This window comes from Streptomyces sp. NPDC030991 (genome assembly GCF_055571235.1).
This window is the reverse complement of the sequence record NZ_JBVIFR010000036.1, coordinates 1-26,483: the sequence shown is the minus strand read 5'-3', so window position 1 is coordinate 26,483 and position 26,483 is coordinate 1. Positions and strand designations below refer to the sequence as shown.

13 protein-coding genes and 4 pseudogenes are annotated in these 26,483 nt (G+C 68.7%); 6 read left to right on the top strand and 11 right to left on the bottom strand.

Features of this window, described 5'->3' with window-relative positions; all coding sequences use genetic code 11:
- Positions 1-167: 167 nt before the first annotated feature.
- Positions 168-623 (bottom strand): hypothetical protein, encoded by a 456-nt coding sequence (locus ACZ45E_RS37830; RefSeq protein ID WP_468230546.1) that lies wholly within the window; start codon positions 621-623, stop codon positions 168-170.
- A gap of 5 nt (positions 624-628) precedes the next feature.
- A pseudogene (locus ACZ45E_RS37825) lies at positions 629-933 on the bottom strand (transposase); the annotation flags it as partial.
- Between the two features lie 180 nt (positions 934-1,113).
- Here ACZ45E_RS37825 and ACZ45E_RS37820 point away from each other — a divergent pair.
- Complete coding sequence (locus ACZ45E_RS37820) at positions 1,114-1,419, top strand: hypothetical protein (protein WP_468230499.1); 306 nt, start codon at positions 1,114-1,116, stop codon at positions 1,417-1,419.
- Positions 1,420-1,937: 518 nt separating this feature from the next.
- Here the strand turns inward: ACZ45E_RS37820 and ACZ45E_RS37815 are convergent.
- Positions 1,938-2,333 (bottom strand): annotated as a pseudogene (locus tag ACZ45E_RS37815) (RHS repeat-associated core domain-containing protein); the annotation flags it as partial.
- Between the two features lie 178 nt (positions 2,334-2,511).
- Here ACZ45E_RS37815 and ACZ45E_RS37810 point away from each other — a divergent pair.
- Positions 2,512-2,700 carry a hypothetical protein gene (locus ACZ45E_RS37810; protein WP_468230496.1) on the top strand — a complete coding sequence of 63 codons (189 nt, stop codon included), beginning with the start codon at positions 2,512-2,514 and terminating at the stop codon, positions 2,698-2,700.
- A gap of 8 nt (positions 2,701-2,708) precedes the next feature.
- On the opposite strand, the gene ACZ45E_RS37805 is transcribed toward ACZ45E_RS37810, so the two are convergent.
- The 4 genes and pseudogenes from ACZ45E_RS37805 to ACZ45E_RS37790 all read right to left on the bottom strand — a co-directional run bounded on the left by ACZ45E_RS37805 (position 2,709) and on the right by ACZ45E_RS37790 (position 18,532).
- On the bottom strand, positions 2,709-3,458 hold the full coding sequence (locus ACZ45E_RS37805; RefSeq protein ID WP_468230494.1) for a DUF6461 domain-containing protein: 750 nt from the start codon (positions 3,456-3,458) through the stop codon (positions 2,709-2,711).
- A gap of 582 nt (positions 3,459-4,040) precedes the next feature.
- Complete coding sequence (locus tag ACZ45E_RS37800; protein WP_468230493.1) at positions 4,041-5,624, bottom strand: class I adenylate-forming enzyme family protein; 1,584 nt, start codon at positions 5,622-5,624, stop codon at positions 4,041-4,043.
- Positions 5,625-5,748: 124 nt separating this feature from the next.
- Positions 5,749-11,820: pseudogene (locus tag ACZ45E_RS37795) on the bottom strand (type I polyketide synthase); the annotation flags it as partial.
- 163 nt (positions 11,821-11,983) lie between these two features.
- Complete coding sequence (locus ACZ45E_RS37790; protein WP_468230491.1) at positions 11,984-18,532, bottom strand: SDR family NAD(P)-dependent oxidoreductase; 6,549 nt, start codon at positions 18,530-18,532, stop codon at positions 11,984-11,986.
- Positions 18,533-19,219: 687 nt separating this feature from the next.
- Between ACZ45E_RS37790 and ACZ45E_RS37785 the strand changes: the two genes are divergently transcribed.
- Both ACZ45E_RS37785 and ACZ45E_RS37780 read left to right on the top strand, forming a co-directional pair.
- On the top strand, positions 19,220-19,984 hold the full coding sequence (locus ACZ45E_RS37785; protein ID WP_468230490.1) for a hypothetical protein: 765 nt from the start codon (positions 19,220-19,222) through the stop codon (positions 19,982-19,984).
- Positions 19,981-20,361 (top strand): GntR family transcriptional regulator, encoded by a 381-nt coding sequence (locus tag ACZ45E_RS37780; protein ID WP_468230488.1) that lies wholly within the window; start codon positions 19,981-19,983, stop codon positions 20,359-20,361. The genes ACZ45E_RS37785 and ACZ45E_RS37780 overlap by 4 nt, the downstream gene beginning before the upstream one ends.
- Before the next feature lie 527 nt (positions 20,362-20,888).
- On the opposite strand, the pseudogene ACZ45E_RS37775 reads toward ACZ45E_RS37780, so the two are convergent.
- Positions 20,889-21,071, bottom strand: a pseudogene (locus ACZ45E_RS37775) (IS3-like element ISMyma3 family transposase); the annotation flags it as partial.
- A gap of 108 nt (positions 21,072-21,179) precedes the next feature.
- On the opposite strand from ACZ45E_RS37775, the gene ACZ45E_RS37770 reads away from it, so the two are divergent.
- Together ACZ45E_RS37770 and ACZ45E_RS37765 are read left to right on the top strand one after the other, a co-directional pair.
- Positions 21,180-21,620, top strand: a complete 441-nt coding sequence (locus tag ACZ45E_RS37770; RefSeq protein WP_468230485.1) for a MarR family winged helix-turn-helix transcriptional regulator — start codon at positions 21,180-21,182, stop codon at positions 21,618-21,620.
- An 83-nt stretch (positions 21,621-21,703) separates the two neighbouring features.
- Entirely contained in the window at positions 21,704-22,594 is an 891-nt protein-coding gene (locus tag ACZ45E_RS37765; protein ID WP_468230482.1) for an NmrA/HSCARG family protein, read from the top strand.
- A 322-nt stretch (positions 22,595-22,916) separates the two neighbouring features.
- On the opposite strand, the gene ACZ45E_RS37760 is transcribed toward ACZ45E_RS37765, so the two are convergent.
- From ACZ45E_RS37760 to ACZ45E_RS37750, 3 genes are all read right to left on the bottom strand, one after another.
- The gene (locus ACZ45E_RS37760) at positions 22,917-24,314 is read right to left on the bottom strand and encodes a GH1 family beta-glucosidase (RefSeq protein WP_468230479.1); all 1,398 of its coding nucleotides are present in this window, start codon (positions 24,312-24,314) and stop codon (positions 22,917-22,919) included.
- Positions 24,315-24,378: 64 nt separating this feature from the next.
- Entirely contained in the window at positions 24,379-25,299 is a 921-nt protein-coding gene (locus ACZ45E_RS37755) for a carbohydrate ABC transporter permease (RefSeq protein ID WP_468230477.1), read from the bottom strand.
- Between the two features lie 15 nt (positions 25,300-25,314).
- The gene (locus tag ACZ45E_RS37750; protein ID WP_468230474.1) at positions 25,315-26,316 is read right to left on the bottom strand and encodes a carbohydrate ABC transporter permease; all 1,002 of its coding nucleotides are present in this window, start codon (positions 26,314-26,316) and stop codon (positions 25,315-25,317) included.
- Between the last annotated feature and the right edge of the window lie 167 nt (positions 26,317-26,483).

Genomic DNA, 26,483 nt, shown 5'->3' with positions numbered 1-26,483 from the left:
GCTCTTGGAGCCCGACTTGGCGGAGTACCTGACCGTCGGCGTCGAGTTCGAAGTAGAACCAGATCTACTCTTCGTCCCAGAAACAGCAGACCCAGCGCGTCATTCGCCCCGCCCGATGCATCGTGTTCAGACAGGGAACCGGTGTGGTTCGGACACGGCGTCGCGAGTCATCCAGGCAGAGCTGCGAGCTGCGCTTCGAGGTCGGCGACACGCCGGTCTTGGAACCGGAGGCTGGATCGGGCAGCTTTGAGTCGCTCGTCGAGGGTGCGGTTGTCGGTGGTGAGCTGACGAACGCGCTGCTTGAGGGTGGTGTTCTCGGTGGTGATCCGTTGCATGGCTTCCTCAGTCCATTCGGCCTGCAAATCGCGTATTCGGCCTAGGAGTTCGCCGGTTCTGGTGCGCTGAGTGAGGATCTCGGCGTGAGCGGCCTTGAGGGCTTCCTCGGCGTTCAGGGCGCGTTCGCGCCAGGCCGCCTCGCGTCCGTCGTCCTGTTCGGCAAGCGAGCGGGATCGGCGTTCGCCGTCCTGGTCCATCGCGGCGGCAACTGCGACTCTGGCCTCGGCGTTGTCGTAGAGGAAGGTGCGGGAGACATCCGCTCGGCGGGCAACGGCAGCAACGCTGATCGCGGGATCCCTGCCGGTCGTGAGTGCGGGAACCCCGGTGGCCGCACGGACACTCTGGGTGTCAAGGATCACCAGGGTCGGGTCCTCCAACCTCCGGTTCCTCTCCCCGCACCTGACAGCGCAGGAGTTCATGGATCTGCTGGTCGGTGCCGTCGCCCCGCCAGGCGGCAAAGTAGTAGTACGTCGCGCTCTTCGGCGGCAGGTCGTTCGGCAGGAGAGCCCACTGACAGCCGGTCCGGGACTGGTAAAGGATCGAGTTCACGATCTCCCGCATCGAGTAACGGCCCTGGTGGCCGCTGACGGAACGGTGCCCGGTCCACGGTGAGGACGCTGTGGCGCCAGTCTTCCGGCGTCGCGAGTAGGACGATGCCCATCGGCATGCCGAAGGAGGTCGTCTCTCTGACGACAGGAGCGACTGCCACGTGCCTCGCGGCAGTATTTAGGTATTGCTACTCAGGCGTGCTCCCGTCGGCAGGAGCACGCTCATTGTGTGAGATTCAAGTGGACAGACTTGGCCTTGATGGTCCCGACGGGGTTCGCGGTCTATCTGCTCGGCGGCTTGGCGATCGGCCGGATTGTGGCAGCGAGCCTGTCCGGCGGGGACTTCACCCGTACGAGCCCTGGCGAGTGGGTTATGGCCTTGACCGTGGCGACTGCGGCGCTGGCCTTGCCGGTACTGGTCATCTGGTTCGCCTGGCAGCACCAGCTCTGGATCACGGTTGCCGTTCAAGCAGTGCTGTTTCTCATCCTGTTCGCCCTTGCACTGTGGTGGACACTGGCTCTGCTCTGGCCCTGAGATGGAGCGGTCGACCGAGCGAAGAAGCGGCGTCGCGGGACGCAGGCGGCAGCGTCTCGAATTTCGATGGACGGCTTCGCCCCCGCCGTCCGGTGCAGTGGGAGGTGGAAGCGCTGGAGCCGGCCGAACTGAAGCGCCTGGTCCGCACCTTCAGCAAGAAGCAGTAACCCAGCCTGGAACGGACATCAACTTACGAACCGCCCGCTCAGAGCCCTCGGCCACCTCGTGCTAGGCCCGCTTGAGTGTGTACGCCGATATCTGCATGGCCGTCAGTATGCGACCGAACACTGACACGGCCGACTGATCTGCGACGACTCGGTCAGATGGCACCCCGTCAGCGGCCGGACTCTGCCCACAGGGCCGCGACTTGAGCACCGGCTCCGAGGCCGCCGAGAACAGCGGGGCGGCCCGTACGTGAGGAGCTGTCATGCCTGAGAACACCATCACCGCGCCGCTCATTCCGATGGCACCGAACGACATCACCAGCGCCTTCTCCTACATCCGGACGATGCCGGCCGGGCGAACTGGTAGGGCTGGACGACTTCTTCGCTGGTGGTGGCGCGGCTGACGCCGCGCGGGCTGTAGGAGTACGTGTTCACCTTCGTACCGGGCTCGTCGGCCACGCCGATGACGGAGCCGATGGCGTCGGTGAGGTAGTAGTACGCTTTGCAGCTACGGGTCATGGAGTTCAGCGTGCCCCCGGGCTCGCGGACAAATCCCGTGTCCACGCCCGCAGTTGAGGCCCCAGCGAGGCCGATGGGCCCGTTGTGCAAGTAGGTGTCGCCCAGGCGGATACGTTCGCTCTGGTCGGTGGAGCCGTACTGGCCGGACGTCTTTCCGCCGACGGTCAGAGAGGTGAGCTGGCTGTGGTCCGACCATGCCTCCCCGGTACGGGCGCCCTCAGGGGTGGGCGCTGGCCTGACGGGCGCCGCGCTGCTGTATTTACAGGGGTGCTCCACCTGGGCGCCATGAACCACGCCCGCACTGACGACGCCCGGCATGGAGGCTGGGGAGAGTGGTAGGTCAATGCAGTCGTACTCTGCGAACCGGGCTGCTTTGCTGACCAGGGAAACCAACAGTGGGAGGGGCGGCGTGAGCAAACGGCGGTACGTAGCGCGCGGAGTGCCGGGCGGATACCGGATCTTCGACAACAAGGGGCGCCGCTGGTGGGGCGACCTCTACGAACTCTGCCCCGACGACTTGCTGGCAGAGCTGAACAGCCGTGCTGATCCTGACAGGATCACCACTCTTCAGAAGCGCTACCGAGCGCTGAAGCGGTAGTTGCGATTTCAGGAGTCCTGGGAACTGTCGCTGTCGGTGTCGTAGGTGCGTTGGTTGAGACGGACACCGCGGGCGCGTCGTCTGGCGGACGGTGGTGGAGTTGTCGGTAGCGGGGGCCGCCCCAGCATGCGTCCCGGTGGTCGCGGGGCGTTAGAGCTGTGCCGGGTTGGTGGATCGGGGGTACGGCTTCCTTCGTCGAGCCGCAGACTGAGCAGCGGGCCGTTGAGGGTGCCGGCGTCGAGTGCGGCGCTGGTATAGCGAGTGACGGCCTCCAGGACGGAAACGAGGCCCAGGTTTCCCTCGTTCGAGGTGTCGAGGCGTTGCTGTACGGCATCCCACCAGGGGTGTGGTGTATCCGGTCGGGTGTGTGAGCAGCCGGGTTCGAAGTGTTCGGTGCAGTGTGTGTCCTGCCAGTGCGCGAAGCCGTTCATGCCGTCTTGGCCCCGCAGGACGCTGATGGTCTCCGTGCCGTGGGACAGTGCGGCGAGGATGCCTGGCATCTTGCCCATGACTGCGTAGTCCTCGAAGCAGAACGACCAGTCGCCCAGCGTCCCCGCGCGCAGCACTGATCCGTCCGGCAGGTGGCCGTCGTTGAGCTGGGCGGCCTGCTGGCGGGTGAGCAGTCGTGCGGCCGGTGCATGTGTTCCGTACCGGCTGAGTACGGTCTCGGGTGTGATGCCTCGGGTGAAGGTCAGGCACCACATTCCTGCGTGCGGGTCGTCGGCCCATGCCCACGGGTTGTTCGTGGATTGAAGCACGCGTGCCTCCTGTGACGGCGCCGGGTTGGGGCCCCGGTCAGGATCTCAAGCCTGGTGCGGAATACCGCGCGGCACTCTTGACCTTCAAGGTGCTGTCCGGCGCTCGGCCCGGCTTCTCCGGCGAGGTCCGCGTGTTCACCGAGGCGGAAGGGGTGTCCCTGGGCACGACGAAGCTGACCGTCAACGTGTCGGACGAGGGCGTCATCGTCGATCGGCTCGACACAGCGCCGCACAACACCCCGGTGAGGCCGGGCGGGACGGTGCAGCCCCGGACCGGCTTCACGAACTTCAGCACCCGGCCCGTGCGGGACGTCTACGTCACGCTGCACCTCACCCCGAGCCTGGCGTTCGGGAGGGAGTACAGCAACTGTGAGTACGGCGTGGATACCTACGAGTACCCGGCGATGACCTGCCACATCGCTCAGGGCGTGGAGCCCGGTGCCGCCTCCATCTTGAACTTCCCATATGTTCCGTTGATCTTGACGCGCATGATCGATGCATGTCGGGTCACAACGTCGGTGATCATTGAAAGCTCATTTGTATCGGCACGCGTTTCCTCCGCGTTCAAACACGCTGGATACCCTAGACGTATTTCGATCGCAGGAGCACCTTGTCGGGCTTTCCGTTGCTGTTCATCGGCAGCGCGTCCAACACGTGCATCTTCTCTGGCGCATGGATCGGAGACAGCGAATCAGTAATTCCCGCGCGGATCTCCTCTACGTCGACCACCGCCCCCGGGTCGCATTCCAGGGCTGCATGGACATGCTCACTGCCATCCTCGTCCGGCACGCCGTATACGGCGGCATGCCGGACACCCGGGTGCGCAAGAATCTCTGCCTCGAGCACGATGGGATGAACTTTGACGCCACCCACCTTGATGACGTCGGCCACCCGCCCCAAGAGAGTCAGATACCCGCTCTCATCGATGTATCCGATATCTCCCGTGATATACCAGCCGTCCCGGAGGACCTGTGCGGTCAACTCTGGAAGTTTGTTGTAACCGTCCATCATCTGGGCCGAGCGAACGCGGACCTGACCGATCTCACCTGCCGCCAGCTGCACACCCGAGTCCGCGTTGCAGACCATGATTTCCGCCCCGGGGAAGGGCCGCCCGACGGTGCCCGCAAGTTTCGGGTCGCCGTGATCCATGTGTGGCAGGTTCGTGATGTGCCCGGACTCACTCGTCCCATATCCCTGCGACAGAACTGGGCCGAGGAGATCAAAAGCCTGGGCGATTCTGGCGGGTGCGGCGGGGCTACCGCCATAGGCAATAGTTTTTAGCCCGGACAGACCTGCTGCTGCCACTCCTTCAGGGTCACGGATTCCCCGCTCAAGCAGATGGTCGACGAATTGGAAGACGTGGGTCGTCGCCATGAACGACCACGAGATCTCCTTGTCCGCGGAGACGGCGTCCACGAACTTCTCGGCGTCGAAGCTCTCCTGGAGATGGATCGTGCCGCCCAAGGCGAAGACCGCGTCTGCCAGCGCGCCGACGGAGTGACTCAGCGGGGTCGACAGCAGGATCGAGGCACAATCGTGTTGACGGCCGATGTCTATCCATGCGCGCATCGTGGCTTCCCACGCACGGCCGGACAATCGGATGCCCTTGGGCCGTCCGGTGCTGCCACTCGTGAAGTTGATGACGGCTAGCGCGCCCGAGTCCCATGCCGCGGGTTTCGGAACATCGTTGATGTCGGCAAGGGCGGCTTCCTTGCGGCCCATGTGGTGAAGTCGCGTTACCGGTATCCCGGTACGCTCCGCGAGCTCTGTCGCGCGCTCCGCACCTTCGGCGTCGGCGTAGACGGTGACGGCCTCGGTTTCCTGCACCATCTGGATCTGGTGTTTCACAGGAAGGGCCGCGCTTCTGGTGCCGGGATTGGTAGTGCGCAGATAGCACACGGCGCCGCCGAGGAGATTCACCGCGTACCGCACGATGAGCATCTCAGGGCTGTTGGATGCGACAAGAACCGCTACTACGTCACCCTTGCCCACCCCGCGCTTACGCAGTGCCAAGAACACTTCGGTCACGGAACGGACCAAGTCACCACGTGAGAATGTTTCGCCACGCCAATAGAGGGCATCTCGGTCAGGCGCATCTGCAAGCAGAGTAAGGATCTCCGAGGCGTACCCTTGACTTGCGCGCCACCAATTCTCGGGCGGAATCATTCGATCTCCTTCGGTTTTTTCAGCCATAGCGGACGCGTCCACGTGTCGGATTCAGCCTTCGCCAGGCAGATGGAGTGGACGGTTTGGCAGGCCGGCGTTGACTGACCCGTGGTGCAGTGCGGGCTCATGCCCTGATCCATTTTTCCGTAACGTCTGCCGTGTCCGCGGCGGCCGACTCGATCAGGGTGAAATGGTCGGCAGTGACTTCTACTTCATCGTCCGCGATCTCCCAGGCCGGCCAGGGCTGCCCGCTGTCACCCAAGAGTTCACCGGCACGGATGAGGAGGCTGCGGGACGTGATGCGGGTAGCCGGGCGCTCTGCGAGGAGCCTCATGTACGTGCCCATGGAGAGCCAGTTGGCGTCGTCGACGACGATGGCCTTGTCCTCGCGGCTCAGGATTTCCGTCATCACCATCGAGAAAACCTGGTTGGTCTCCTCCTCGCCGTCCGGGGTAGCGGTATCGATCATCACGACGGGCACCGGGGAGTCCCCGGAGGCCTCGAACCGAGCCGCGAGGGAGCGGGCGACCACCCCTCCGACGGAATGTCCGACGAGGACGAAGGGGTCCTCGCCCACCGCCTGCCGGATAGCCTGCTCGAGGACCTCGGTGGCCGCTTCCCAGCTGGCCGGTACGGGCTCTCCGCCGCGGAATCCGGGTAGCGTGCAGACGTAGACGTCGCGCCGATCCTCGAAATGGGCCGCGAACCGCATGAATTGGTGCGGGCCCGAGCCGACCACGAAGGACGGAACGCAGACGATCTTCAGCCGTCTCCCGTCCGTGTCGTCGGCGCTGTCCGCGGCCTGGCGGGATGCGAGTTGGACGACGTATCCACGAGCGTCCCCGAGCTCCGCCGCGGAGGCGAAGGAGCTCTGAAAGCGCGAGGCTTCGATCAGCAGCGGCACCGTGTGCTGGATCGAACCCGAGGTGTGTGCGTGGCGCACCAGGGTACCCAGGGTGCCCAGGCCGGACCGGCTTTCCGTACCACTCGGCACGGCCGCCGCCAGGGACACCGGGACCTCGTCGAAGGTGCCCGCGGTGGTGAGGGTGTCGTCGGTCTCGGTGAGGAGGAACTCGGCCACTGCCTGGGGGGTCGGGTGGTCGAAGACGAGGGTGGCGGGGAGTCGTACGCCGCTGGCCTGGGTGAGGCGGGTGCGGAGTTCGACGGCGCCGAGCGAGTCGAGGCCCAGATCCTTGAAGGCCCGGCCGGGGTCGATCGTGGCTGCTGAGGTGTGGCCGAGTGCGGCGGCGGCCTGGGTCCGTACCAGCTCCAGGACGAGATGCGAACGGTCCTCCTCCGCGACGCCGGCGAGACGCTGGGTGAAGGAGCCGTTGGCGGCCTGGGTGCGGCGTGCGGGCATCCGTACGAGTCCGCGCAGCAGGGTGGGGAGCAGTCCGGAGCGGGCCTGGTCGCGCAGGGCCGACTGGTCGAACAGAACGGGTGCCAGCAGGGCGGCACCCGTCTGCTGCGCCCGGTCGAAGAGGCCGAGCCCGAGTTCGGTGGGGAGGGCGGTGAAGCCCATGCGGGCGAGGAGGGCGAGTTCGGCCTCGTTGAGGGTTCCGCCCATGCCGGTGGCGTCGGCCCACAGGCCCCAGGCGAGGGAGGTGGCGGGCAGGCCGAGGGCGCGGCGGTGGGCGGCGAGGGCGTCGAGGGTGGCGTTCGCTGCGGCGTAGTTGCCCTGGCCGGGGCTGCCGATGAGGGCGGCCACGGAGGAGAACAGGACGAAGGAGGAGAGTTCCAGACCGGCCGTCAGCTCATGCAGGTGCAGGGCCGCGTCCACCTTGGGCCGCATCACACGGTCGAGCCGTTCGGGGGTGAGGGTTTCGATGGTGGCGTCGTCGAGGATCCCGGCGGCGTGGACGACGGCGGTGAGCGGGCGTGTCAGCGAGCCGATGAGGGCCGCGAGTTGAGCGCGGTCGGTGACGTCGCAGGCGGCGGCGTCGGCCTGGGCGCCGAGTTCGGCGAGCTCCGCGACGAGTTCCGCGACCCCGGGCGCGGCGGTGCCGCGGCGGCTCAGCAGCAGCAGATGCTTGGCCCCGTACGCTTTCGCATAGTGCTTGGCGAACAGCGCGCCCAGACCATCCGTGCCACCGGTGATCAGGACCGTGCCCTCCGGATCCAGGGTGGGGCGTGGGGTGACCGCGGCCGTGTCAGCGCGGGCGAGGCGGGGGGCCAGGGGTCCTCCGGCACGGACGGCGAGCTGGGGTTCGTCGAGGCCGGCGAGAGCGGCCCAGTCGAGGGTGGTGGTGTCGGTGCCGTCCTCGGTGTCGATAAGGAGGAAGCGGTCAGGGTGTTCTGACTGAGAGCTGCGGACCAGTCCCCAGACCGGGGCCTGTGCCAGCTCGGGGACTTCGCCCTCGGCCGTCGTGATGGCGTTCCGGGTGACCACGACCAGCCGAGAGTCGGCGAAAACCTCCATCGCCAGCCACTGCTGAAGCAGAGCGAGGGTCCACTGGGTGACCTCTCGGGCCGTGGCACCGGTGGACTCCACCACCGTGACCACCAACTCCGGCGCCAGCTCCCTCGTTGCCACCGCGGTGCCGAGCGCGGCCAGATCCCCGTACTCCCCGCCCAGCACGGCGACTTCGGTCCTCGCCACCTCACGGGAGGCGGGTACGGCCGTCCAATCGATCCGGAACAGAGAGTTCTGACGACCGCCCTGGGCCGCCTCCAACTGTTCCCGGTCCACTGGACGGAAGGCGAGTTCCGCCACGCTGACGACGGGCTCGCCCTGCTCTCCTGCGACGTCGACACGGAGCGCGTTCTCACCGGCCGAGCCGATCCGTACCCGCACTCGCTCCCAGGCCCGGCCAGTCTCGCCGAGCCGTATGCCCGCCCACGAGAACGGCAGTCCTACCGAGGGTGCGTCGCCCTGGAGCAGCCAGTCCAGACCGCTGTGCAGAGAGGCATCGAAGAGAGCGGGGTGTATGCCGAATCCGCCCGCGGTCTCGGCATACCCCGCGGGCAGGGCAACCTCGGCGTACACCGCGTCCTCGGCACGCCAGGCGGCCTGCACGCCCTGGAAGACCGGTCCGTAGTCGAATCCGATACCGACGAGGCGGTCATACAGTGCCTCGGCCGTGAAGGGCTCGGCCCCGGCAGGCGGCCACCGCTCCGCCCAGACCACCGGCTGCTCCGTCTCGGCGGACAGGGTTCCACGAGCGAGGCAGGCCACTTCGCGGCCCTCGCCCTCCGCACTGTCGTCGGAGCGTGAGTAGAGGGTGACTTCACGTCGGCCGTCCGGCGCACTCTGCCCGACGACGACCTGGAGCTGAACGACGGTGTTCCCGTCCAGCAGAAGCGGCGCCTCCATGACCAGCTCGTCGAGTACGGGCGTCCCGACGCGGTGTCCCGCGGCAAGCGCCAGCTCCACCAGCGCGGTGCCGGGGACGATGACGGATCCGAGGACGACGTGGTCTTCCACCCAGGGCAGCGTCTCGCTGGAGATGCGGCCGGTGAAGAGCCACTCGTCCCGGTCACCGATCTGAGCACAGGCAGCGAGCACCGGGTGATCCACCTGCCCGAGCCCGGCGCCCGTGACGTCGCCCATGCCACTGCCGGAGCCGGGCGAGAGCCAGTAGCGCTCGTGTTGAAAGGCATAGGTGGGAAGATCGATGGGGCGGGCGCCGGTGCCGACGTAGTAGGCGTTCCAGTCGATGGGGACGCCAGCGGTGTGGGCGTGCCCGAGGAAGGTGGCGAAGGCACTGGTCTCGGAGTGGCGTGCGCGCAGCGCTGGGGCGAGAACAAGACTGTCGTCGCCATCGAGACACTGACGCGTGAGCGCAGTGAGGATGCCGTCGGGGCCGAGTTCCAGGTAGCAGGTGACGCCCTCGCGGTGGAGGGTGCGTACGCCGTCCTGGTAGCGGACGGCGTTGCGGATGTGCTGGACCCAGTAGCCGGGGTCGGTCAGCGCATCGGTAACGACCTCACCAGTGACATTCGAGACAACCGCAATGCGCGGCCGACTGAAAGTCAGCGCTTCGGCGACCTTCCGGAACTCGGTGAGCATCGGTTCCATACGCGGAGAATGAAAAGCATGACCGACCCGCAGGCGGGTGATCTTACGGCCGAGATCCTCCCAGCGCGGAAGCCACCGGTCCAGAACATCGAGATCACCGGAAACCACAACCGAACCAGGCCCGTTGACCGCGGCGATCTCCAGACGGCCCTCACACCCGGCCAGAGCCTCGACAACTTCAGACTCTTCGGCTTGCACAGCGGCCATACCACCACCGGCAGGCAGTGCGCCCATCAGCCGGCCACGCGCGGCAACCAGCACACACGCATCCGCGAGGGAGAGAACACCCGCGACATGCGCGGCAGCGATCTCACCGACCGAATGCCCCATCAGGTAGTCAGCCCGGATCCCGAAGGATTCCACGAGCCGGAACAGAGCAACCTCGATGGCAAAGAGCGCGGCCTGGGTGTATTCGGTGGCATCCAGCGTCGAGTCCTCCGCGGCAAGCAGCTCGCGCAGCGAACGGCCCAGGAGCGGATCAAGCTCCCGGCACACCCCGTCGAGCGCGGCGTCGAACACCGGGTAGGCGGCAGCGAGTTCCAGACCCATCCCGGCGCGCTGCGCACCCTGCCCAGTGAACAGGAAGGCGGTCTTGCCACCCACCGGCCGCCCCCGCAGCACACCGGCTCCGGACTCCCCGGCAGCCAGCGCCGCGAGCCCCGCAAGCAATTCCCCCCTACCACCAGCAACAACCACACCACGGTGCTCCAGGTGAGCACGGGTGGTCGCGGCGGAGTACGCGGTGTCCAACAGTCCAGACTCGGGCCGGGCCGCCAGATGCCCCCGAAGGCGTTCCGCCTGAGCACGCAACGCCGGCACGTCGCGGCCGGTCACGATCACCGGCAGCTCGGCCGGGCTCTGCCCGGTCCCGGTGGTCCCCGTGGTTTCGGCGGGCGGGCGGGCCGGGGGCTCCTCGATGATCAGGTGTGCGTTCGTGCCGCTGATGCCGAAGGAGGAGACGCCCGCGCGGCGCAGACGATTCTCGGCGGCCGGCCAGGGCTCGGCCTCGGCCAGCAGGCGCACCTCACCCGCCGACCAGTCCACCTGCGGGGACGGGGCATCCACGTGGAGGGTCGCGGGCATGGTGTCGTTCTGCATCGCCATGACTATCTTGATCACGCTGGCGACGCCGGCGGCGGCGGAGGTGTGGCCGATGTTGGACTTGATGGAGCCCAGCCGCAGCGGACCGTTCTCGCGGCCCTGGCCGTAGGTGGCCAGCAGCGCCTGCGCCTCGATCGGGTCACCGAGCCGGGTGCCCGTACCATGACCGTCGACGAGGTCGACGTCCTTGGCCTCGAGCCCGGCGTTGGCGAGAGCCTGGCGGATGACGCGTTCCTGCGAGGGACCGTTGGGAGCGGTGAGGCCGTTGGAGGCACCGTCCTGATTGACGGCGCTGCCCCGGATGACACCGAGGATGCGGCGGCCGTTGCGGCGGGCGTCCGAGAGGCGCTCCAGGACCAGCAGACCCAGGCCGTCCGAGAAGCCCGTACCGTCCGCTCCGGCCGCGTACGATTTGCAGCGCCCGTCGGCGGCGAGGCCGCGCTGGCGGCTGAACTCGGTGAGCAGGAACGGGCCGGACATGACCGTGACGCCGCCGGCGAGGGCCAGGGAGCACTCCCCCGAGCGCAGGGACTGCGCCGCCAGGTGCAGGGCGACGAGCGAGGAGGAGCAGGCTGTGTCCACGGAGACAGCCGGGCCCTCCAGGCCCAGGGTGTACGACACCCTGCCCGAAAGGACGCTGGCAGCGCTGCCCGTGAGGCGGAACCCCTCCAGCTCGGACGGCATCTGGCCGCCGTAGTCAGAGGCCAGGGCGCCGCAGAACACACCGGTGTTCGAACCGCGCAGGGAGGTGGGGTCCATACCCGCGTCCTCAAGGGCTTCCCAGGCGGCCTCGAGGATGAGGCGCTGCTGCGGGTCGATGGCGAGGGCCTCACGAGGACTGATCCCGAAGAAGCCCGCGTCGAAGTCACCGACGCCGTCGACGAAACCGCCGCCGGTGGCGTACACCTTGCCGAGTTGCTCGGGGTCGGGGTCGTACAGGTTCGCCAGGTCCCAGCCGCGGTCGTCCGGCAGCGGGGTGATGGCGTCGCGGCCTTCCGCGACCAGCTGCCACAGCTCCTCGGGCGAGGCGACCCCGCCCGGGTAGCGGCAGCTCATGCCCACGATGGCCAGCGGTTCCGTGGACTGGCCGAGGAGCCGCCGGTTCTGGAGACGGAGGCGCTCGGTCTCCTTCAAAGACTTGCGGAGCGCCACGATGAGGTCCTTCTGGTCTGCCATGGGTGCTAACGCTCCTTGTACGGTCGTGCTGCGGCTGCCGCCCGGGCCCTGATGGGTGTGGCGTTCACGCCGCGTCCTCCTGGGTCATGCGGATGAGGGCCTCGACGTCCATCTCGTCGATGGACTCGGAGACCTCGGCGCTCTGCCCGGTCTCCTCCGGGTCGCCGACGGCGAGTTCGAGGAGGGCGTCGAGCAGGCCCGCGGAGCGCAGACGGCCAAGCGGGATGGCGGCGACGGCCTCGCGGATCCGGTCCTCTTCGGAGGACTGGTGTCCGGTGGCGGCGCCTTCGGTGGCCAGGGGGACCAGGTAGCGGGTGACGGCGGTCGGGTTCGGGTGGTCGAACACCAGGGTGGTGGGCAGGCGCAGCCCGGTGGCCTGGGTGAGGCGGTTGCGCAGTTCGACACCGGCAAGGGAGTCGAACCCGAGGCTCTTGAAGGCACGTTCGGGCTCGATGGCATCGGGTGAGGAGTGTCCGAGCACGGCCGCGACCTGGCCGCGTACGAGGTCCAGTACGACGCGCTCCCGTTCCTCCTGCGGTACCGCGGCCAGGGTCTGGGCGAGCGAGCCGGCGCCGAAGTCGGAGCGGCGGGCGGGCACCTTGACGAGCCTGCGCAGCAGTCCGGGCAGCAGGCCGGCCCGGGCCTGGGCGCGCAACGCGGCCTGCTCGAAGAGTACGGGCACCACGAGTGCGGCGTCCGACTTCTGGGCCTGGTCGAAGAGTTCCGGGCCGAGTTCGTTGGAGATGCCGCCGAATCCCATGCGCTCCACGCGGGCCAGTTCGGCGGCGTCGAGCTCGCCGGTCATGCCGGTGGCGTCGGCCCACAGGCCCCAGGCGAGGGAGGTGGCGGGCAGGCCGAGGGCGCGGCGGTGGGCGGCGAGGGCGTCGAGGGTGGCGTTCGCTGCGGCGTAGTTGCCCTGGCCGGGGCTGCCGATGAGGGCGGCTACGGAGGAGAACAGGACGAAGGAGGAGAGTTCCAGACCGGCCGTCAGCTCATGCAGGTGCAGGGCCGCGTTCACCTTGGGCCGCATCACACGGTCGAGCCGTTCGGGGGTGAGTCCCTCCACCAGTCCATCGTCGAGCACGCCCGCGGCGTGGACCACGGCGGTCAGGGGGTATTCCAACGCGCCTATGGATTTGGCGAGTTGGGCGTGGTTGGTGACGTCGCAGGCGACGATGTCGGCCTGGGCGCCGAGTTCGGCGAGCTCCGCGGCGAGTTCAGCGACCCCGGGGGCGTTCATGCCGCGGCGGCTGAGGAGCAGGAGGTGCTTGGCTCCGTACGTCTTCGCGTAGTGCTTGGCGAAGAGGGCGCCGAGGCCGCCGGTGCCGCCGGTGATGAGGATGGTGCCGTTGGGGTCGAAGGGGGTGGGGACGGTGAGGACGATCTTGCCGGTGTCGCGGCCTTCGTGGAGGTAGCGGAAGGCGTCTTGTCCGCGGCGTACGTCCCAGGTGCGGACAGGCGTGTGGGCGAGGGTCCCCTGTTCGAAGAGGGCGGCGATCTCGCGGAGCATCTCCTGGATGCGGTCGGGTCCCGCTTCGAACAGGTCGTAGGAGCGATAGCGGACTCCGGGGTACTGCTCGGCGATGACCTCGGGGTCTCGGATGTCGGCCTTACCCGTTTCGATGAAGCGGCCGTCGCGGGGAAGGAGGTCGAGGGTGGCGTCGACGAACTCGCCTGCGAGTGCGTCGAGTACGACGTCTACGCCGCTGCCGTCCGTCGCGGTGATGATGTGTTCGCGGAAGGCGAGGTCACGCGAGTTGGCGAGGTGGTCATCGGTCACGCCGAGGGCGCGGACGGCGTCCCACTTCGGTGTGGAGGCGTTGGCGAAGACTTCGGCGCCGAGGTGGTGGGCAATCTGTACGGCGGCCATGCCGACGCCACCGGCGGCCGCGTGGACCAGCAGCCGCTCACCGGCACGCAGGTTGGCCAGGTCGACGAGGCCGTAGTAGGCAGTCAGGTAGACGATGGGTATGGCTGCGGCTTGGGCGAAGGTGAACCCGTCGGGCATGGGGACGATCATGGGACGATCGGTGATCGCGCTGGGTCCGAAGGAGTCCGGGATCAGGCCCATGATCCGGTCCCCGGGGGCCAGGTCAGTGACGGCGGAGCCGACTTCGAGGACCACGCCGGCGGCTTCGCTGCCGAGCGGGGCCTCACCCGGGTCCATGCCCAGGGCGATCAGTACGTCGCGGAAGTTCAGGCCCGCAGCCCGGACCCCGACCCGCACCTCGTTGACACCGAGCGGCCGGTCGGCGTCCGAGGACATCGGCGCCAGGCCCTCCAGCGAGCCTTTGCGCGTCACGCCCAGCCGCCAGGTGTCCCCGGCGAGGGCGGAGAGCTCGGCACGGCCCAGCCGGGGTACGAGGAGTTCGCCCGCCCGGACCGCGATCTGCGGCTCGTCCAGGGAGGTCAGCGCAGCCCAGTCGAGGGTGTTCTCCTCGCTCCCGGCGGCCCGGTCGCCGTCGGAGTCGAGGTCTATGAGGCCGAACCGTCCCGAGTGCTCGGATTGCGCGCTGCGCACCAGCCCCCACACGGGGGCCTGCGCCAGCTCGGGCGCCCTGCTGCCTGCGGTGACGGCGTTCCGGGTGACCACGACCAGCCGGGAGTCGGCGAAGGCCTCCGTCGCCAGCCATTGCTGGAGCAGAACGAGGGCGCGGGCGGCGCTCGCGTGCACCGACTCCGCGGTGCTCGCCGCGTCGGCCGCCGGGTCGGCGTCCAGGGCGGCGAGGACCGTCCCGGGTACCGGGGCGCCCTCGGCGAGGGCCTTCTCCAGGGCCGTCAGGTCGGGGTGGCGGTCCCACTCCGCGGGGGCGGCGGCGAGCTCGCCGAGGACGGCGACACCGGCGGGGTCGGCGGCCGGGGCCCCAGCGGCGGCCGGTACGGGCAGCCAGTCGAGCTGGTAGAGGGAGTTCCGGCCCCCGCGCTGGGCGGACTCCAGCTGGGCCAGGTCCACGGGTCTGAAGGCCATGGTCTCCACGCTCAGCAGCGGGGTACCGTCCTCGTCGGCGAGGGCGATGCGCAGTGCGGAGTCCCCGGCGGGGCTGATCCGCACCCGGGCCCGCGTGACGCCGGCAGCGGGGCCAGCACGGACACCGGACCAGGAGAACGGCAGATCGGCGGTGGCGCCGGGCTCCTTGTCGAGGAGGCCGCCGTGCAGGGCGGAGTCCAGGAGGGCCGGGTGGAGGGTGAAGCCCTCGGTGCGCGCGTCCTCCGGCAGGGAGATCTCGGTGCAGATGTCGGCGCCCACCCTCCAGGCGGCGCGGACGCCTTGGAAGAGCGGACCGTAGTCGTAACCGGCCTCGGCGAGGCGGGCGTAGAGGGTGTCCACGGCGACGGGCCGGGCTCCGGTGGGCGGCCAGGCGGCCGGGAACGCGGGTGCCGGTTCGGCGTCGGCGGTGAGCCAGCCTTGGGCGTGACGGGTGACCGGGCGGTCCCCGTCCTCCTCGGAGGTCTCGGGGCGCGAGTAGACGACGAGTTCACGGCGGCCGTCCTCGCCGAGGCGCCCCACGGTGATCTGGAGCTGCCGGGCGGAGTCCTCGTCGAGGACGAGCGGCGCCTCCAGCACGAGATCGTCGAGTACGGGCGTGCCCGCCTGGCGGCCCGTGGTAAGGGCGGCCTCCACCAGGGCAGCGCCGGGCAGCAGGACCGTACCGAGGATGGCGTGGTCCTCGGTCCAGGGCTGCGAGGTACGAGCGAGACGACCGGTGAAGATCCACTCGTCACGGTCGCCGACCTGGACGGTGGCGGACAGCAGCGGATGGTCGAGGCAGCCGAGTCCGATGGCGGTGGCGTCGCCAGTGCCGGTACTCGGGGCCACCCAGTGTTGCTGGCGCTGGAAAGCGTAGGTGGGGAGCTGGACGCGCTCTGCACCCGTACCGGCGAAGAGGGTGTGCCAGTCGATGGAGGCCCCGCCGACGTGGGCCTCGGCGAGGGACGTGGCGAAGCGGGCCGGGCCGCCCTCGCCGCGACGCAGCGAGCCGACGGACCGGACGTGGTCGGTGGCGTCGAGGTCCTGGATGGTCTCGTCGACGGCCATGGTAAGGACGGGGTGCGGGGAGAGCTCGACGAAGAGCTTCGCGCCGTTGCCGACGAGGGCGCGGACAGCGGGCTCGAAGCCGACCCGGCCGCGGAGGTTGCGGTACCAGTACGCAGCGTCGAGCTCTGTGGTGTTGAGGAATTCGCCGCGGGTGGTGGAGTAGAAGGGGATCGTGCCGCTGCGCGGGGTGATCGGGGCCAGGTGCCGCAGCAGCTCCTTTTGGACGCTCTCGACCTGCACGGAGTGGCTGGCGTAGTCCACGGGGATGCGGCGGGCGCGGGCCCCGTCCTGCTCGCAGACCGACTGGAGCTCGTCGAGTGCGGCGGGCTCGCCCGCGACCACGACGGTGCCGGGGCTGTTGACGGCGGCTACCGAGATCCGGCCGTCGAACCGCTCCAGATACTTCTCGACGCGATCCACGGGCAGCAGGACCGACATCATCCCGCCGTGCCCGGTGAGGCGTTCGCGTACGACACGGCTGCGCAGGGCGACCACACGGGCGGCGTCGTCGAGGCTGAGGCCGCCCGCCACGTAGGCGGCGGCGATCTCGCCCTGGGAGTGGCCGACGACGGCGGAGGGCTCGACGCCGTGGGAACGCCACAGCTTCGCCAGGGACACCATCACGGAGAAGAGTGCGGGCTGGACGACGTCGACGCGCTTCAGGGTCGGCGCGCAGGGGGCGCCGCGCAGGACGTCCTCGAGGTCCCAGTCCACGTAGCGGGCGAGGGCCTCGCCGCACGCGGTGATCTCCTCGGCGAACACGGGCTCGGAGTCGAGGAGTTCGACGGCCATCCGCTCCCACTGGGCGCCCTGACCCGGGAAAACGAACACGGTCTCGTCTCCACCGGGGCGGCCCTGGAAGACGTGGGCGGCGGGCTCGGCCGCGGACAGCGCGGCCAGGCCGGCCAGCAGCGCGCTTCGGTCGGTAGCGACGACGGCGGCTCGGCGCTCCAGGTGGGCGCGAGTGGTGGCCTGCGAGAAGGCGACGTCGGTCACGGTGAGACCGGGCTCGGAGATCAAGTGGGCGCGCAGGCGGCCGGCCTGGGCGCGCAGGGCGGCCTCGCTGCGGGCGGAGACCAGGACGGGTACGGCGGGCAGCTCGCGGGCAGGGGCGCCGGGAGCCCGCGGGGCCTCGGCGGCCGCTTCGGCAGCGGTGTCCGTGCCGGCAGTGCCCGCCAACTCCGGCTGCTCCGGAAGTGCCGATGGTTCTTCGAGGATGACGTGCGCGTTGGTCCCGCTGATCCCGAACGACGACACACCCGCCCGCCGCGGACGGTCGAGCTCCGGCCACTGCTGAGCCCGCGTCAGCAGCTGCACCGTGCCCGCCGACCAGTCAGCCTCCGGGGTCGGCTCGTCCACATGCAGCGTCGCGGGCATGACCCCGTTACGCATCGCCATAACCATCTTGATGACACCCGCGACACCCGCCGCAGCCTGCGTGTGACCGATGTTCGACTTCAGCGAGCCCAGCCACAACGGCTCCTCGCGTCCCTGCCCGTACGTGGACACCAGAGCCCGCGTCTCAATCGGATCCCCCAGCTTGGTGCCCGTACCGTGCGCCTCCACCACATCCACCTCGGACGCCGACAGCCGGGCGTCGGCCAGCGCAGCCCGGATGACCCGCTCCTGCGACGGCCCGTTCGGCGCGGTCAGCTGACTGCTCGCACCATCCTGGTTCACCGCGGAGCCACGCAGCACCGCCAGCACCCGGCGCCCGTTGCGCCGCGCGTCCGACAACCGCTCGAGCACCAGCAGACCGACACCCTCGGCCCAGCCCGTACCGTCCGCCGAAGCGGAGAACGCCTTACAGCGCCCGTCCGGCGCCAGCCCGCGCTGCCGGGAGAACTCCACGAACGTACCCGGCGTCGCCATCACCGTCACACCACCGGCGAGCGCCATCGAACACTCCCCATGACGCAGCGACTGCGCGGCGAGGTGCAGCGCGACCAACGACGACGAACACGCCGTATCAACCGTCACCGCCGGCCCCTCGAAACCGAAGGTGTAGGACAACCGACCCGACGCGATGCTGCCGGCGCTGCCGGTCAGCAGGTAGCCCTCGAAATCCTCGGGCTCCTTCGGGGCCCGCGACCCGTAGTCGTCATACATGACACCCGCGTACACCCCGGTACGAGTCCCCCGCAGCGCGGTCGGGTCGATACCCGCATGCTCGAAGGCCTCCCAGGCCGACTCAAGGAGCAGCCGCTGCTGAGGGTCCATCGCCGCGGCCTCACGGGGGCTGATGCCAAAGAACTCGGCATCGAACCAGTCCGCCTCATACAGGAAACCGCCCTCGCGGCAGTACGAAGTCCCCAGGTGCCCGGGGTCTGGATGGTAGAGACCCTCCAGGTCCCAGCCACGGCCCTCCGGAAACGGACCGACCGCGTCCCGTCCGGCACCCAGCAACTCCCACAGGTCAGCCGGGGAAGCAACGCCACCCGGGAGCCGGCACGCCATGCCCACGATCGCGATCGGTTCATGAGCGCGCTCCTCAAGCTCCTGCACCCGCTGACGACTCGCCCGCAGATCGACCGTCGCCCGCTTGAGGTAGTCGCGAAGTTTCTGCTCGTTGTCCATGCCTACCTGCCGAGTTCATTGTCGAGTGCTGCAAAGAGTTCGTCGTCGGTCGCCACCTCGAGGTCGGCTCCACCAGAGCCGCCCTTCACCGTCCGGAGCAAACCGCGCAACCGCACGGCGTACGTCTCCGCCGGGCAGGGTCCCGCGGGCGTGGCAGGTCACTTCGCGGCCCTCATCCTCCGCACTGCCATCGGAGCGTGAGTAGAGGGTGAGTAGAGGGTGACTTCACGTCGGCCGTCCGGCGCGCTCTGCCCGACGAGGGCCTGGTGCTGAACGACGGTGTAGTGCCCCGGCCGGGGCCAGACCAAGAGCCGCGTGCACGAGCCGCTGTTGGCGTGGGTCCGGTTCTTGCCTTGACGGACTGACTGTCGATGACCGTGGCCACCCCGTGCAGCGAGGCACCCATCGCCCTGCACACCCGGTGCCGCATCTGATCGGTACCGGCGCTACGGCTACGGCAGTGGCCGTACGGACCGTTGCGTTGCGCCAGCGATACCCGAGACCTCCAGCACTTGTATCAACCACTTGACACATCGATCTTCGTGCGACAACTTGTATCAAGGAATTGATACAAGTGCTGGAGGTCCAGTGTCCCTGCCTTTCAACGCAACCCTGGCGGCTCCCTTCGCCATAGGGACGCTGGTGGTTCTGTGCACCGGGCGCCGCGGAGAGCCTCAACTCGCGGGCGTGCTCGAGCAACATCACCGGCGCGCGGCAAACTGGCGACGAGTCGGCCTGGTCGTGGGCCTGATCACCGCAGTCGTGCTCATGTACGGCGGCCCCGACCCCTGGCTGGCCGGCCCCGTCTTCGGCGCCTGCGTTCTAGCCGCTGTCCTGGTCAGTGAACTCCTCATCACACGCCCCGACGGGGCGATCCGCACAGCGGAACTGACGCCTCGCCGCGTGCGGGACTACCTTCCCCGGCGCTACGGCCCGATGCTCGGGCTGCTCCTACTGGCCCAGGCCGCAGTGGTTGCCGCCCTGATGACAGTGACCGACCGGATGACCGCTACCGGCAGCCTCCTCAGCTACACCTGCCCGAACGACTCCGTCATGGAGATTCCAGGAGCGGCCCTGTCGCCGGCCCTGGGCGTACTGGTCTCGGTCGTCGGCGGAGGGGGTGTGTGCCTGCTTGCCGCACGTGAGATCGCGGCCAGGCCCGCGCTTCCGGCGAGTTCGACATCGCGCACGATGGACAACGCCCTGCGCGCGGCCTCGACCGAAGCGGTGACCCTGGCATGGGGATGCCTGGTGGCCTCATCGCTGCTCGCTTCCGCCCTGCTGGCCAACGCCTACGCCGACGTAGTGACCACCGCCCCGTGCAACGCCCCCGGGTTGCTGCCCTTCCAGGTCACCTCCTACCTCCTGATCGCCGGATCCGCAGCCGCGCTCATCTACCTCCTGGCCCGCCTGGCACGCCTGTCCGCCGCACGGAAGACCGCCGCCGCGTGAACCAACCGACAGTACGGGTGGACACCTCCAGCCCCGTGCCCCCGTACGAACAAGTGCGGCTGCAACTGACCGACCTCATCCTCGGCGGACACCTGGCCGAGAACGACCGACTCCCGGCCGTACGACAGCTGGCAGCAGACCTGGGCCTGGCAGCAGGCACCATCGCTCGCGCCTACCGGGAACTCGAATCCGCCGACCTCGTCATCAGCCGCGGCGGAGCGGGAACACGTGTCGCTCCACGCCCCACACGCTCCCACGAGACACAACTGGCAGAGGCCGCCCACACCTACATCCAAAACGGCCGTCGGGCAGGAGCAAGCGACCAACAACTGCTCGCGGCAGTCCGCATCGCCCTCGCCAGCCCCTCCCCGACCTGACGCCCCCTTTCGCAGCAAGCCTGAAGTCGGGATCGGCGAACCAGCCCACCGACAGGTTCAGATGATCCTCAGCAGGCATTGCCCTTCGTTCGTCGATCTGTCGAACCTGGACTCGGTCGGCCACGCCGTGAACGCGCCGCTGCCGGCGTACATGTGAACGCGGCTCTGGCAAAGTTTCCGTAGGCGTAGATCATCTGGGTTCCGTGGTCGGCCGGTCCGTGTAACGGCGGTGGAGGTGGGCGATCAGGATGACGCGGTGGCGCAGGAGCGGAACGCCCGCGTGTCCTGCCATCGGGCACCAGGCCATCGCCCGCGAGCAGAAAGTCGCGCCGCAGGTAAGCCCGCCGGCAACCGGTACGGCCCAGGTACAGGATCGCGTTCATGATCTCGCCAAGTTCCTGCCGTGGCGGGCTGTCGGAGTCCAGGGCGCGGCCGCGGCGTTCGAACCGCCCGGCAGGCGGTACCGCTCGCTCCACTCACGGCGCGCATCGGACAGATCACGCGGATACGCGCGGGCGTTACTCCGGCTTGCCGGCGTCCACCTCGGTCTTGCGGACCCAGGTCCGCACCGTCTCCGCCGCGCCGATCCCAAGCTTGGCCGCGACCGCCTTCATCACGGCCCACTCAGTCGGGCAGTTCGGGCGGATCTCCGCACCCATGCGCACCGCACGCTCACGAAGCTCAGCAGGGTAGGAGGACGGAGGTGCCATGACTCGATCCCTCAGGAAATCGAGCCTCCAGCAGACCCGGAGCGGTTCGTGGTCTGCCGACCCGCGACGAGTAGGCTGATCGTTCGTTATCGGACAGGGGAGGCCGGCGTGGACTATGGCGACAAGCTCTTCTGGCTCTCGGTCGTGATTCAACGCAAGTACGCGCAGATCTGCGCCGAGTTCGACCTGACCTCCTCGCAGGCCACGCTGCTCTGCGCAGTCAGGAACGAGCCGCGGCAGATGGCTGACCTGGCCGCGTCGTTGGGTATGACCAAGAACGCATTGAGCCAGCTGGTCGATCGCACCGCGCGGCGTGATCTGGTCGGCCGGGCAAGCTCGGCGCAGGACCGGCGGATCGTCATGCTCAGTGCGACGCCCACGGGGAAGGTGCTTGCCGAGGCCGTTTACGCCGAGATCACCAAGCGCCTGCCCGAGATCGCGAGGAACCTCGACGCCGACGACCAGCGCGACTTCGAGCGCGTGGCCACCGCCATCGTGGACACCTCGGACCTCTCTTCACCCACCTCGAACCCACCCATCACACCGTGAGGTCCCGCTACACCCACCCCTTGCCTTAGTTCATGCCGTGAACTAGTTTCGTTCACGGCATGAACTAATGAAGGGTGGCAGTGATGAACACACAGAGGACCGGCACGATCGCAGTCTTCGGCGCGACGGGGCAACAGGGCGGGGCGGTGGTCGACGCGCTGCTGGACCACAAGGCGCGGGTGCGGGCTCTGGTCCGCAACCCGCAGTCCGACCGGGCTCAGGCGCTGGCCGCCCGCGGCGTCGAGCTGGCGGCCATCCGGGCCGACGACCCGGCGTCGCTGGCCGCCGCGCTGGCAACGGTCGAGGGGTTCTACTTCATGACCCCGGAGGCGAACAACCTCGAAGAGGTCGAGGCGGAGATCCACGTCGGTACCGCGCTCGTCGACGCGGCGGCCAAGGCGGGCGTCCCGCACGTCGTGTTCAACTCGGTCTTCGGAGCGGACCGGGAGTCGGGCGTGCCGCACCACGACTCGAAGCACTGGATCGAGGAACACCTGAGGAAGTCCGGCCTGAGGGCCACGATGGTTCGCGCGACCGCCTTCATGGAGAATTTCGCGAGCGTGATGGCACCGAGCCTGGAGCATGGGGAGATCGTGCTGAGGCTGCCGCTGCCGGAGGACGTCGCCCTGAAGATGATCTCGGTCAGGGACATCGGCCGGGTCGCCGCCGCGCTCCTGCTCGACATCGCGAAGGCGCCCGGCGGAGCCGTCGAGCTCGTCGGCGACGAGCTGACGGGCCCCCAGATCGCCGCGGCGTTCGGCGCGCGCGCCGGGCTCCCGGCACGGTACGAGACCCTCCCGTTGAGCGTGCTTCCCAATGACCTCGACCGGGCGATGTTCCGCCAGTTCGCGAAGGCGGAGGAAAACCCTACGGACCTCGCGGTGGTGCGCTCCATCGAGCCGGCCACCCTGGACCTGGCCGCATGGATCCGAGCTACCGGCTGGACCGCGCCCACAAACGTGGCCGGTTCCTGAGCCTCCGGCCGCGATGAACGCCCCGCGATCGTGCCCACGGTCTCAGCGTTCTGGGCACGGCAACGCATCCGCCAACGGTTGCAGTAGTCACGAAGCTCCCGGGGCGTGCCCGAGGCCGACACCGGCACACTGATTGTCGAGCGCAGGCCGACATCATCTTCGTCCTTACAGGTACATCCCGATGTGGGTGATGCATTTCAAGAAGACGCCGCCGGCCGTTGCGCAGGCACGACTGATCCGGTTCAAGCCGCCAAACGAACCTGGCAGCAAGGCCGCCCGCGATGCAGCCGCAGTCGCGAGACCGCAGGACCTGCTCAAGTACTCACGCCGGCACCGTCCCCGTCGCAGCCACCTTCGCGTACCAGTGGGCGCTGGCCTTGGGGGTGCGGGTGCCGGTCGGGTAGTCGACATGGACCATGCCGAAGCGCCTGCTGTAGCCGTAACCCCACTCGAAGTTGTCCAGCAGTGACCACAGGAAGTAGCCGCGGACGTCCGCGCCGGCGGAGATCGCCCGGTGCACAGCGGCCAGGTGGTCGCGGACGTAGGCAATACGTTGCGGGTCGTTGACGTTGCCCTCGGGGTCCGCGTAGTCGTGGAACGCGGCGCCGTTCTCGGTGATCACCATCGGCAGACCGGGGTGGTCGCGGTCGAGGCGGAGCAGTAGTTCCTCGAGGCCCGAGGCATCGATCGTCCAGCCCATCGCGGTCCTGTCCCCCGGTGTGGAATGAAACGCGACGCGGTCCGCGCCCACCCAAGGGCTGTGCGCGCTGGCGCCATGGCCGTCGTCGCCGTGTGCCGGGTCGCCCTCGGAGACCAGGGTCGGCGAGTAGTAGTTGACTCCGAGGAAGTCCAGCGGCTGGTGGATCGCGGTCAGATCGCCGTCCTGGACGAAGGACCAGTCGGTGAGCGGCGCGGTGTCCTTCAACAGGTCCTCGGGGTAGTCGCCGCGCAGCATCGGGCCGGTGAAGACCCGGTTGGCCAGCGCGTCGATACGCCGGGCGGCGTCTGTGTCCCCGGGCGCGTCCGTGAGCGGACGCACGTGATGCACATTGAGCGTCACCGACACCTCGGCGGACGATCGCAACCCCGACCGGAGCGCCTGGACGGCGAGGCCGTGGCCGAGGTTGAGGTGGTGGGCGGCGCGCAGGGCGGCGACCGGCTCGGTGCGGCCCGGTGCGTGCACGCCGGACGCGTAGCCGAGGAAGGCGCTGCACCAGGGCTCATTCAGCGTGGTCCAGGTGTCGATGTGGTCGCGCAGGCCCTCGGCGGCGAGGGCCGCGTACGCGGCGAACCGCTCGGCGGTCTCGCGGGCGGGCCAGCCGCCCAGGTCCTCCAGCTCCTGCGGGAGGTCCCAGTGGTAGAGCGTGGCGACCGGCTTGATGCCCTTCTCACGCAAGGCGTCGGCCAGGCGCCGGTAGAAGTCGAGGCCCTTCTGCAGAGCCGGGCCTCGGCCGGTCGGCTGAACGCGGGGCCAGGCGAGCGAGAAGCGGTACGCCTTGACGCCCAGGCCGGCCATGATGTCGACGTCCTCGGCCCAACGGTGGTAGTGGTCGCAGGCGATGTCGCCGGTGTCACCGTTGAGGACCTTGCCGGGGGTACGCGCATAGGTGTCCCAGATGGACGGGGTGCGGCCGTCCTCCCGAGCGGCTCCCTCGATCTGGTACGAGGCGGTCGCCGTGCCCCACAGGAAGTCGGCGGGGAACGTGAGCGCGGATGACATGAAGGGCTCCTCGGAGAGAACGGGCGGTTCGGGGGAAGCGAGTCGAGGCGGGGCGGTGCGGGGGTCAGCCCTTGACGGCGCCCTGCATGATGCCGCCGACTATCTGTCGGCCGAAGACCACGAACATGGCCAGCAACGGCAGCGTGCCGAGCAGCGCGCCCGCCATGATCAGGGACTGGTCGCGAACGTAACCGGCGCTCAGCTGCGTGAGCGCGACCGGCACGGTCGGGTTGGTCATGTCCAGGGCGATGAACGGCCAGAAGAAGTCGTTCCAGGCATGAACGAAGGTGATCATGAAGATGACGGCCATGGGGGCGCGGGCGATCGGCATCACGATGGACCAGAAGATACGCAGCGAGTGCGCGCCGTCGACGCGGCCCGCCTCCACGAGCTCGTCGGGCAGCGCCTCGGCGAAATACTGCCGCATGAAGAACACTCCGACCGCGCTGACCAGCGTCGGGAAGATGACCGACGGCAACTGCTGGCCCCAGCCGAGGTCACTCATCATCATGAACAGCGGGACCACGCCGAGCTGCGGCGGCACCATCATCGTGCCAATGACGATCATCAGAAGGGCGTTGCGGCCCTTGAAGCGGAGCTTGGCGAATGCGAACCCGGCCAGGGTGGCGAACAGCACGGTGGACAGCGCAATGGTGCCCGCGACGATGAGCGAGTTCATCATCGCCTTTCCCATGGCGGCCTCGGTCCAGGCTCGGGAGAGGTTCTTGAAGAGGTTCGGCCCCGGCAGGAAGGGTGGTGGAGACTGCGAGATCCGGTTGCTGTCGGTGGAGGCCGCGACCAGTGTCCAGTAGAGCGGGAAGATCGAGACCAGGGCGGTGAATCCGAGCAGGATGTAGGTGAGGAGTCCCGCGTGGTGCTGTCGGCCCGCGCGCTGCCTCAGCCGCCTGGGGCGGGCCGGGGCGAAGCCCTCGACCTTGGTGCGCCCCCGCGTGCCGCCGCGGACCGGAGCGGTATCGGTGGTCATGGCATAACTCCCCGGTCAGTGCGTGCGGTTGCGCAGGCGCGAGAAGACGCGCTGCAGGACGAAGACGAGAACGAGCAGCAGGAACATCGCCCAGGCCACAGTGGCCGCCCGGCCCATCTGGTAGTTCTTCCAGCCCTCTTCGTAGAGCAGCAGACCGAGCGTCTGGTACTGGTTGTCGATGCCACCGGTGACACCGTTGGGGCCTTGGCCGAAGATCAGTGGCTCTCCGAAGAGCTGGGTGGCGCCGATCGTCGACAGGACGATGGTGAAGACGATCGTCGCCTTGATGCCAGGAACGGTGACAGTGCGGAACTGCTGCCAGCGGCTCGCCCCGTCGATGGCAGCGGCCTCGTACCGCTCCAGCGGCACGGCCTGCATGGCGGCCAGGTAGAGCAGGGCGTTGTAGCCGGTCCAGCGCCAGATCACGATCGCGGATATGGCGGTCTGGGAGGCACCGGTGGAGTTCTCCCAGTCGACCGGGTCGATGCCCACGAGGCCGAGCGCCCAGTTGATCATGCCGAAGTCACGCTCGAACAGCATCGTGAAGACGAGCGCCGCGGCACCGACCGAGGTGGCGTACGGGGTGATGGCGGCGACCCGGAAGAAGGTCGACGCACGCATCCGGTAGTTGAGCAGATGCGCCATGCCCAGCGCCATGAGCAGCTGCGGAACCGTGGAGATCACACCGATGGTGATGGTGTTGCGCACCGCGTTCCAGAACCGCTCGTCGCCGAGCAGCGCCGTGTAGTTGTCCAGGCCGCGCCACTGCATGACGTCGAACGTGGACAGTTCGACCTGATGCAGGGAGATCCAGGCGGTGTAGATCAGCGGGTAGAAGCTGAACGCCGCGAAGATGACGAAGAACGGTGCGATGAACGCGTACGGCGCACCCTTCACATCCAGCCGGTGCAGTAGCGGAACCTTGGAACGAGCCTTGCCGAGACCGTCGGGCCTCACGGGCGAGCCAGGTGTCGGGGGTGGCTCGGCCGACGAGCCGAGCGTGGTGGAGGCGGCCACCGGGGGTCCTTCCGTCGGACGTGCGAAATGAGCGGGCGGGGGGGGGGGGGGGGGGGGGGGGGGGGGGGAGGAGGGGGGGGAGGGGGGGGGGGGGGGGAGGGCGGGAAGTGTTTCATCGAGGCACGCCGTATTCCCGGCGCCGGTAACCGCGTCCTCGTGACGGGCAG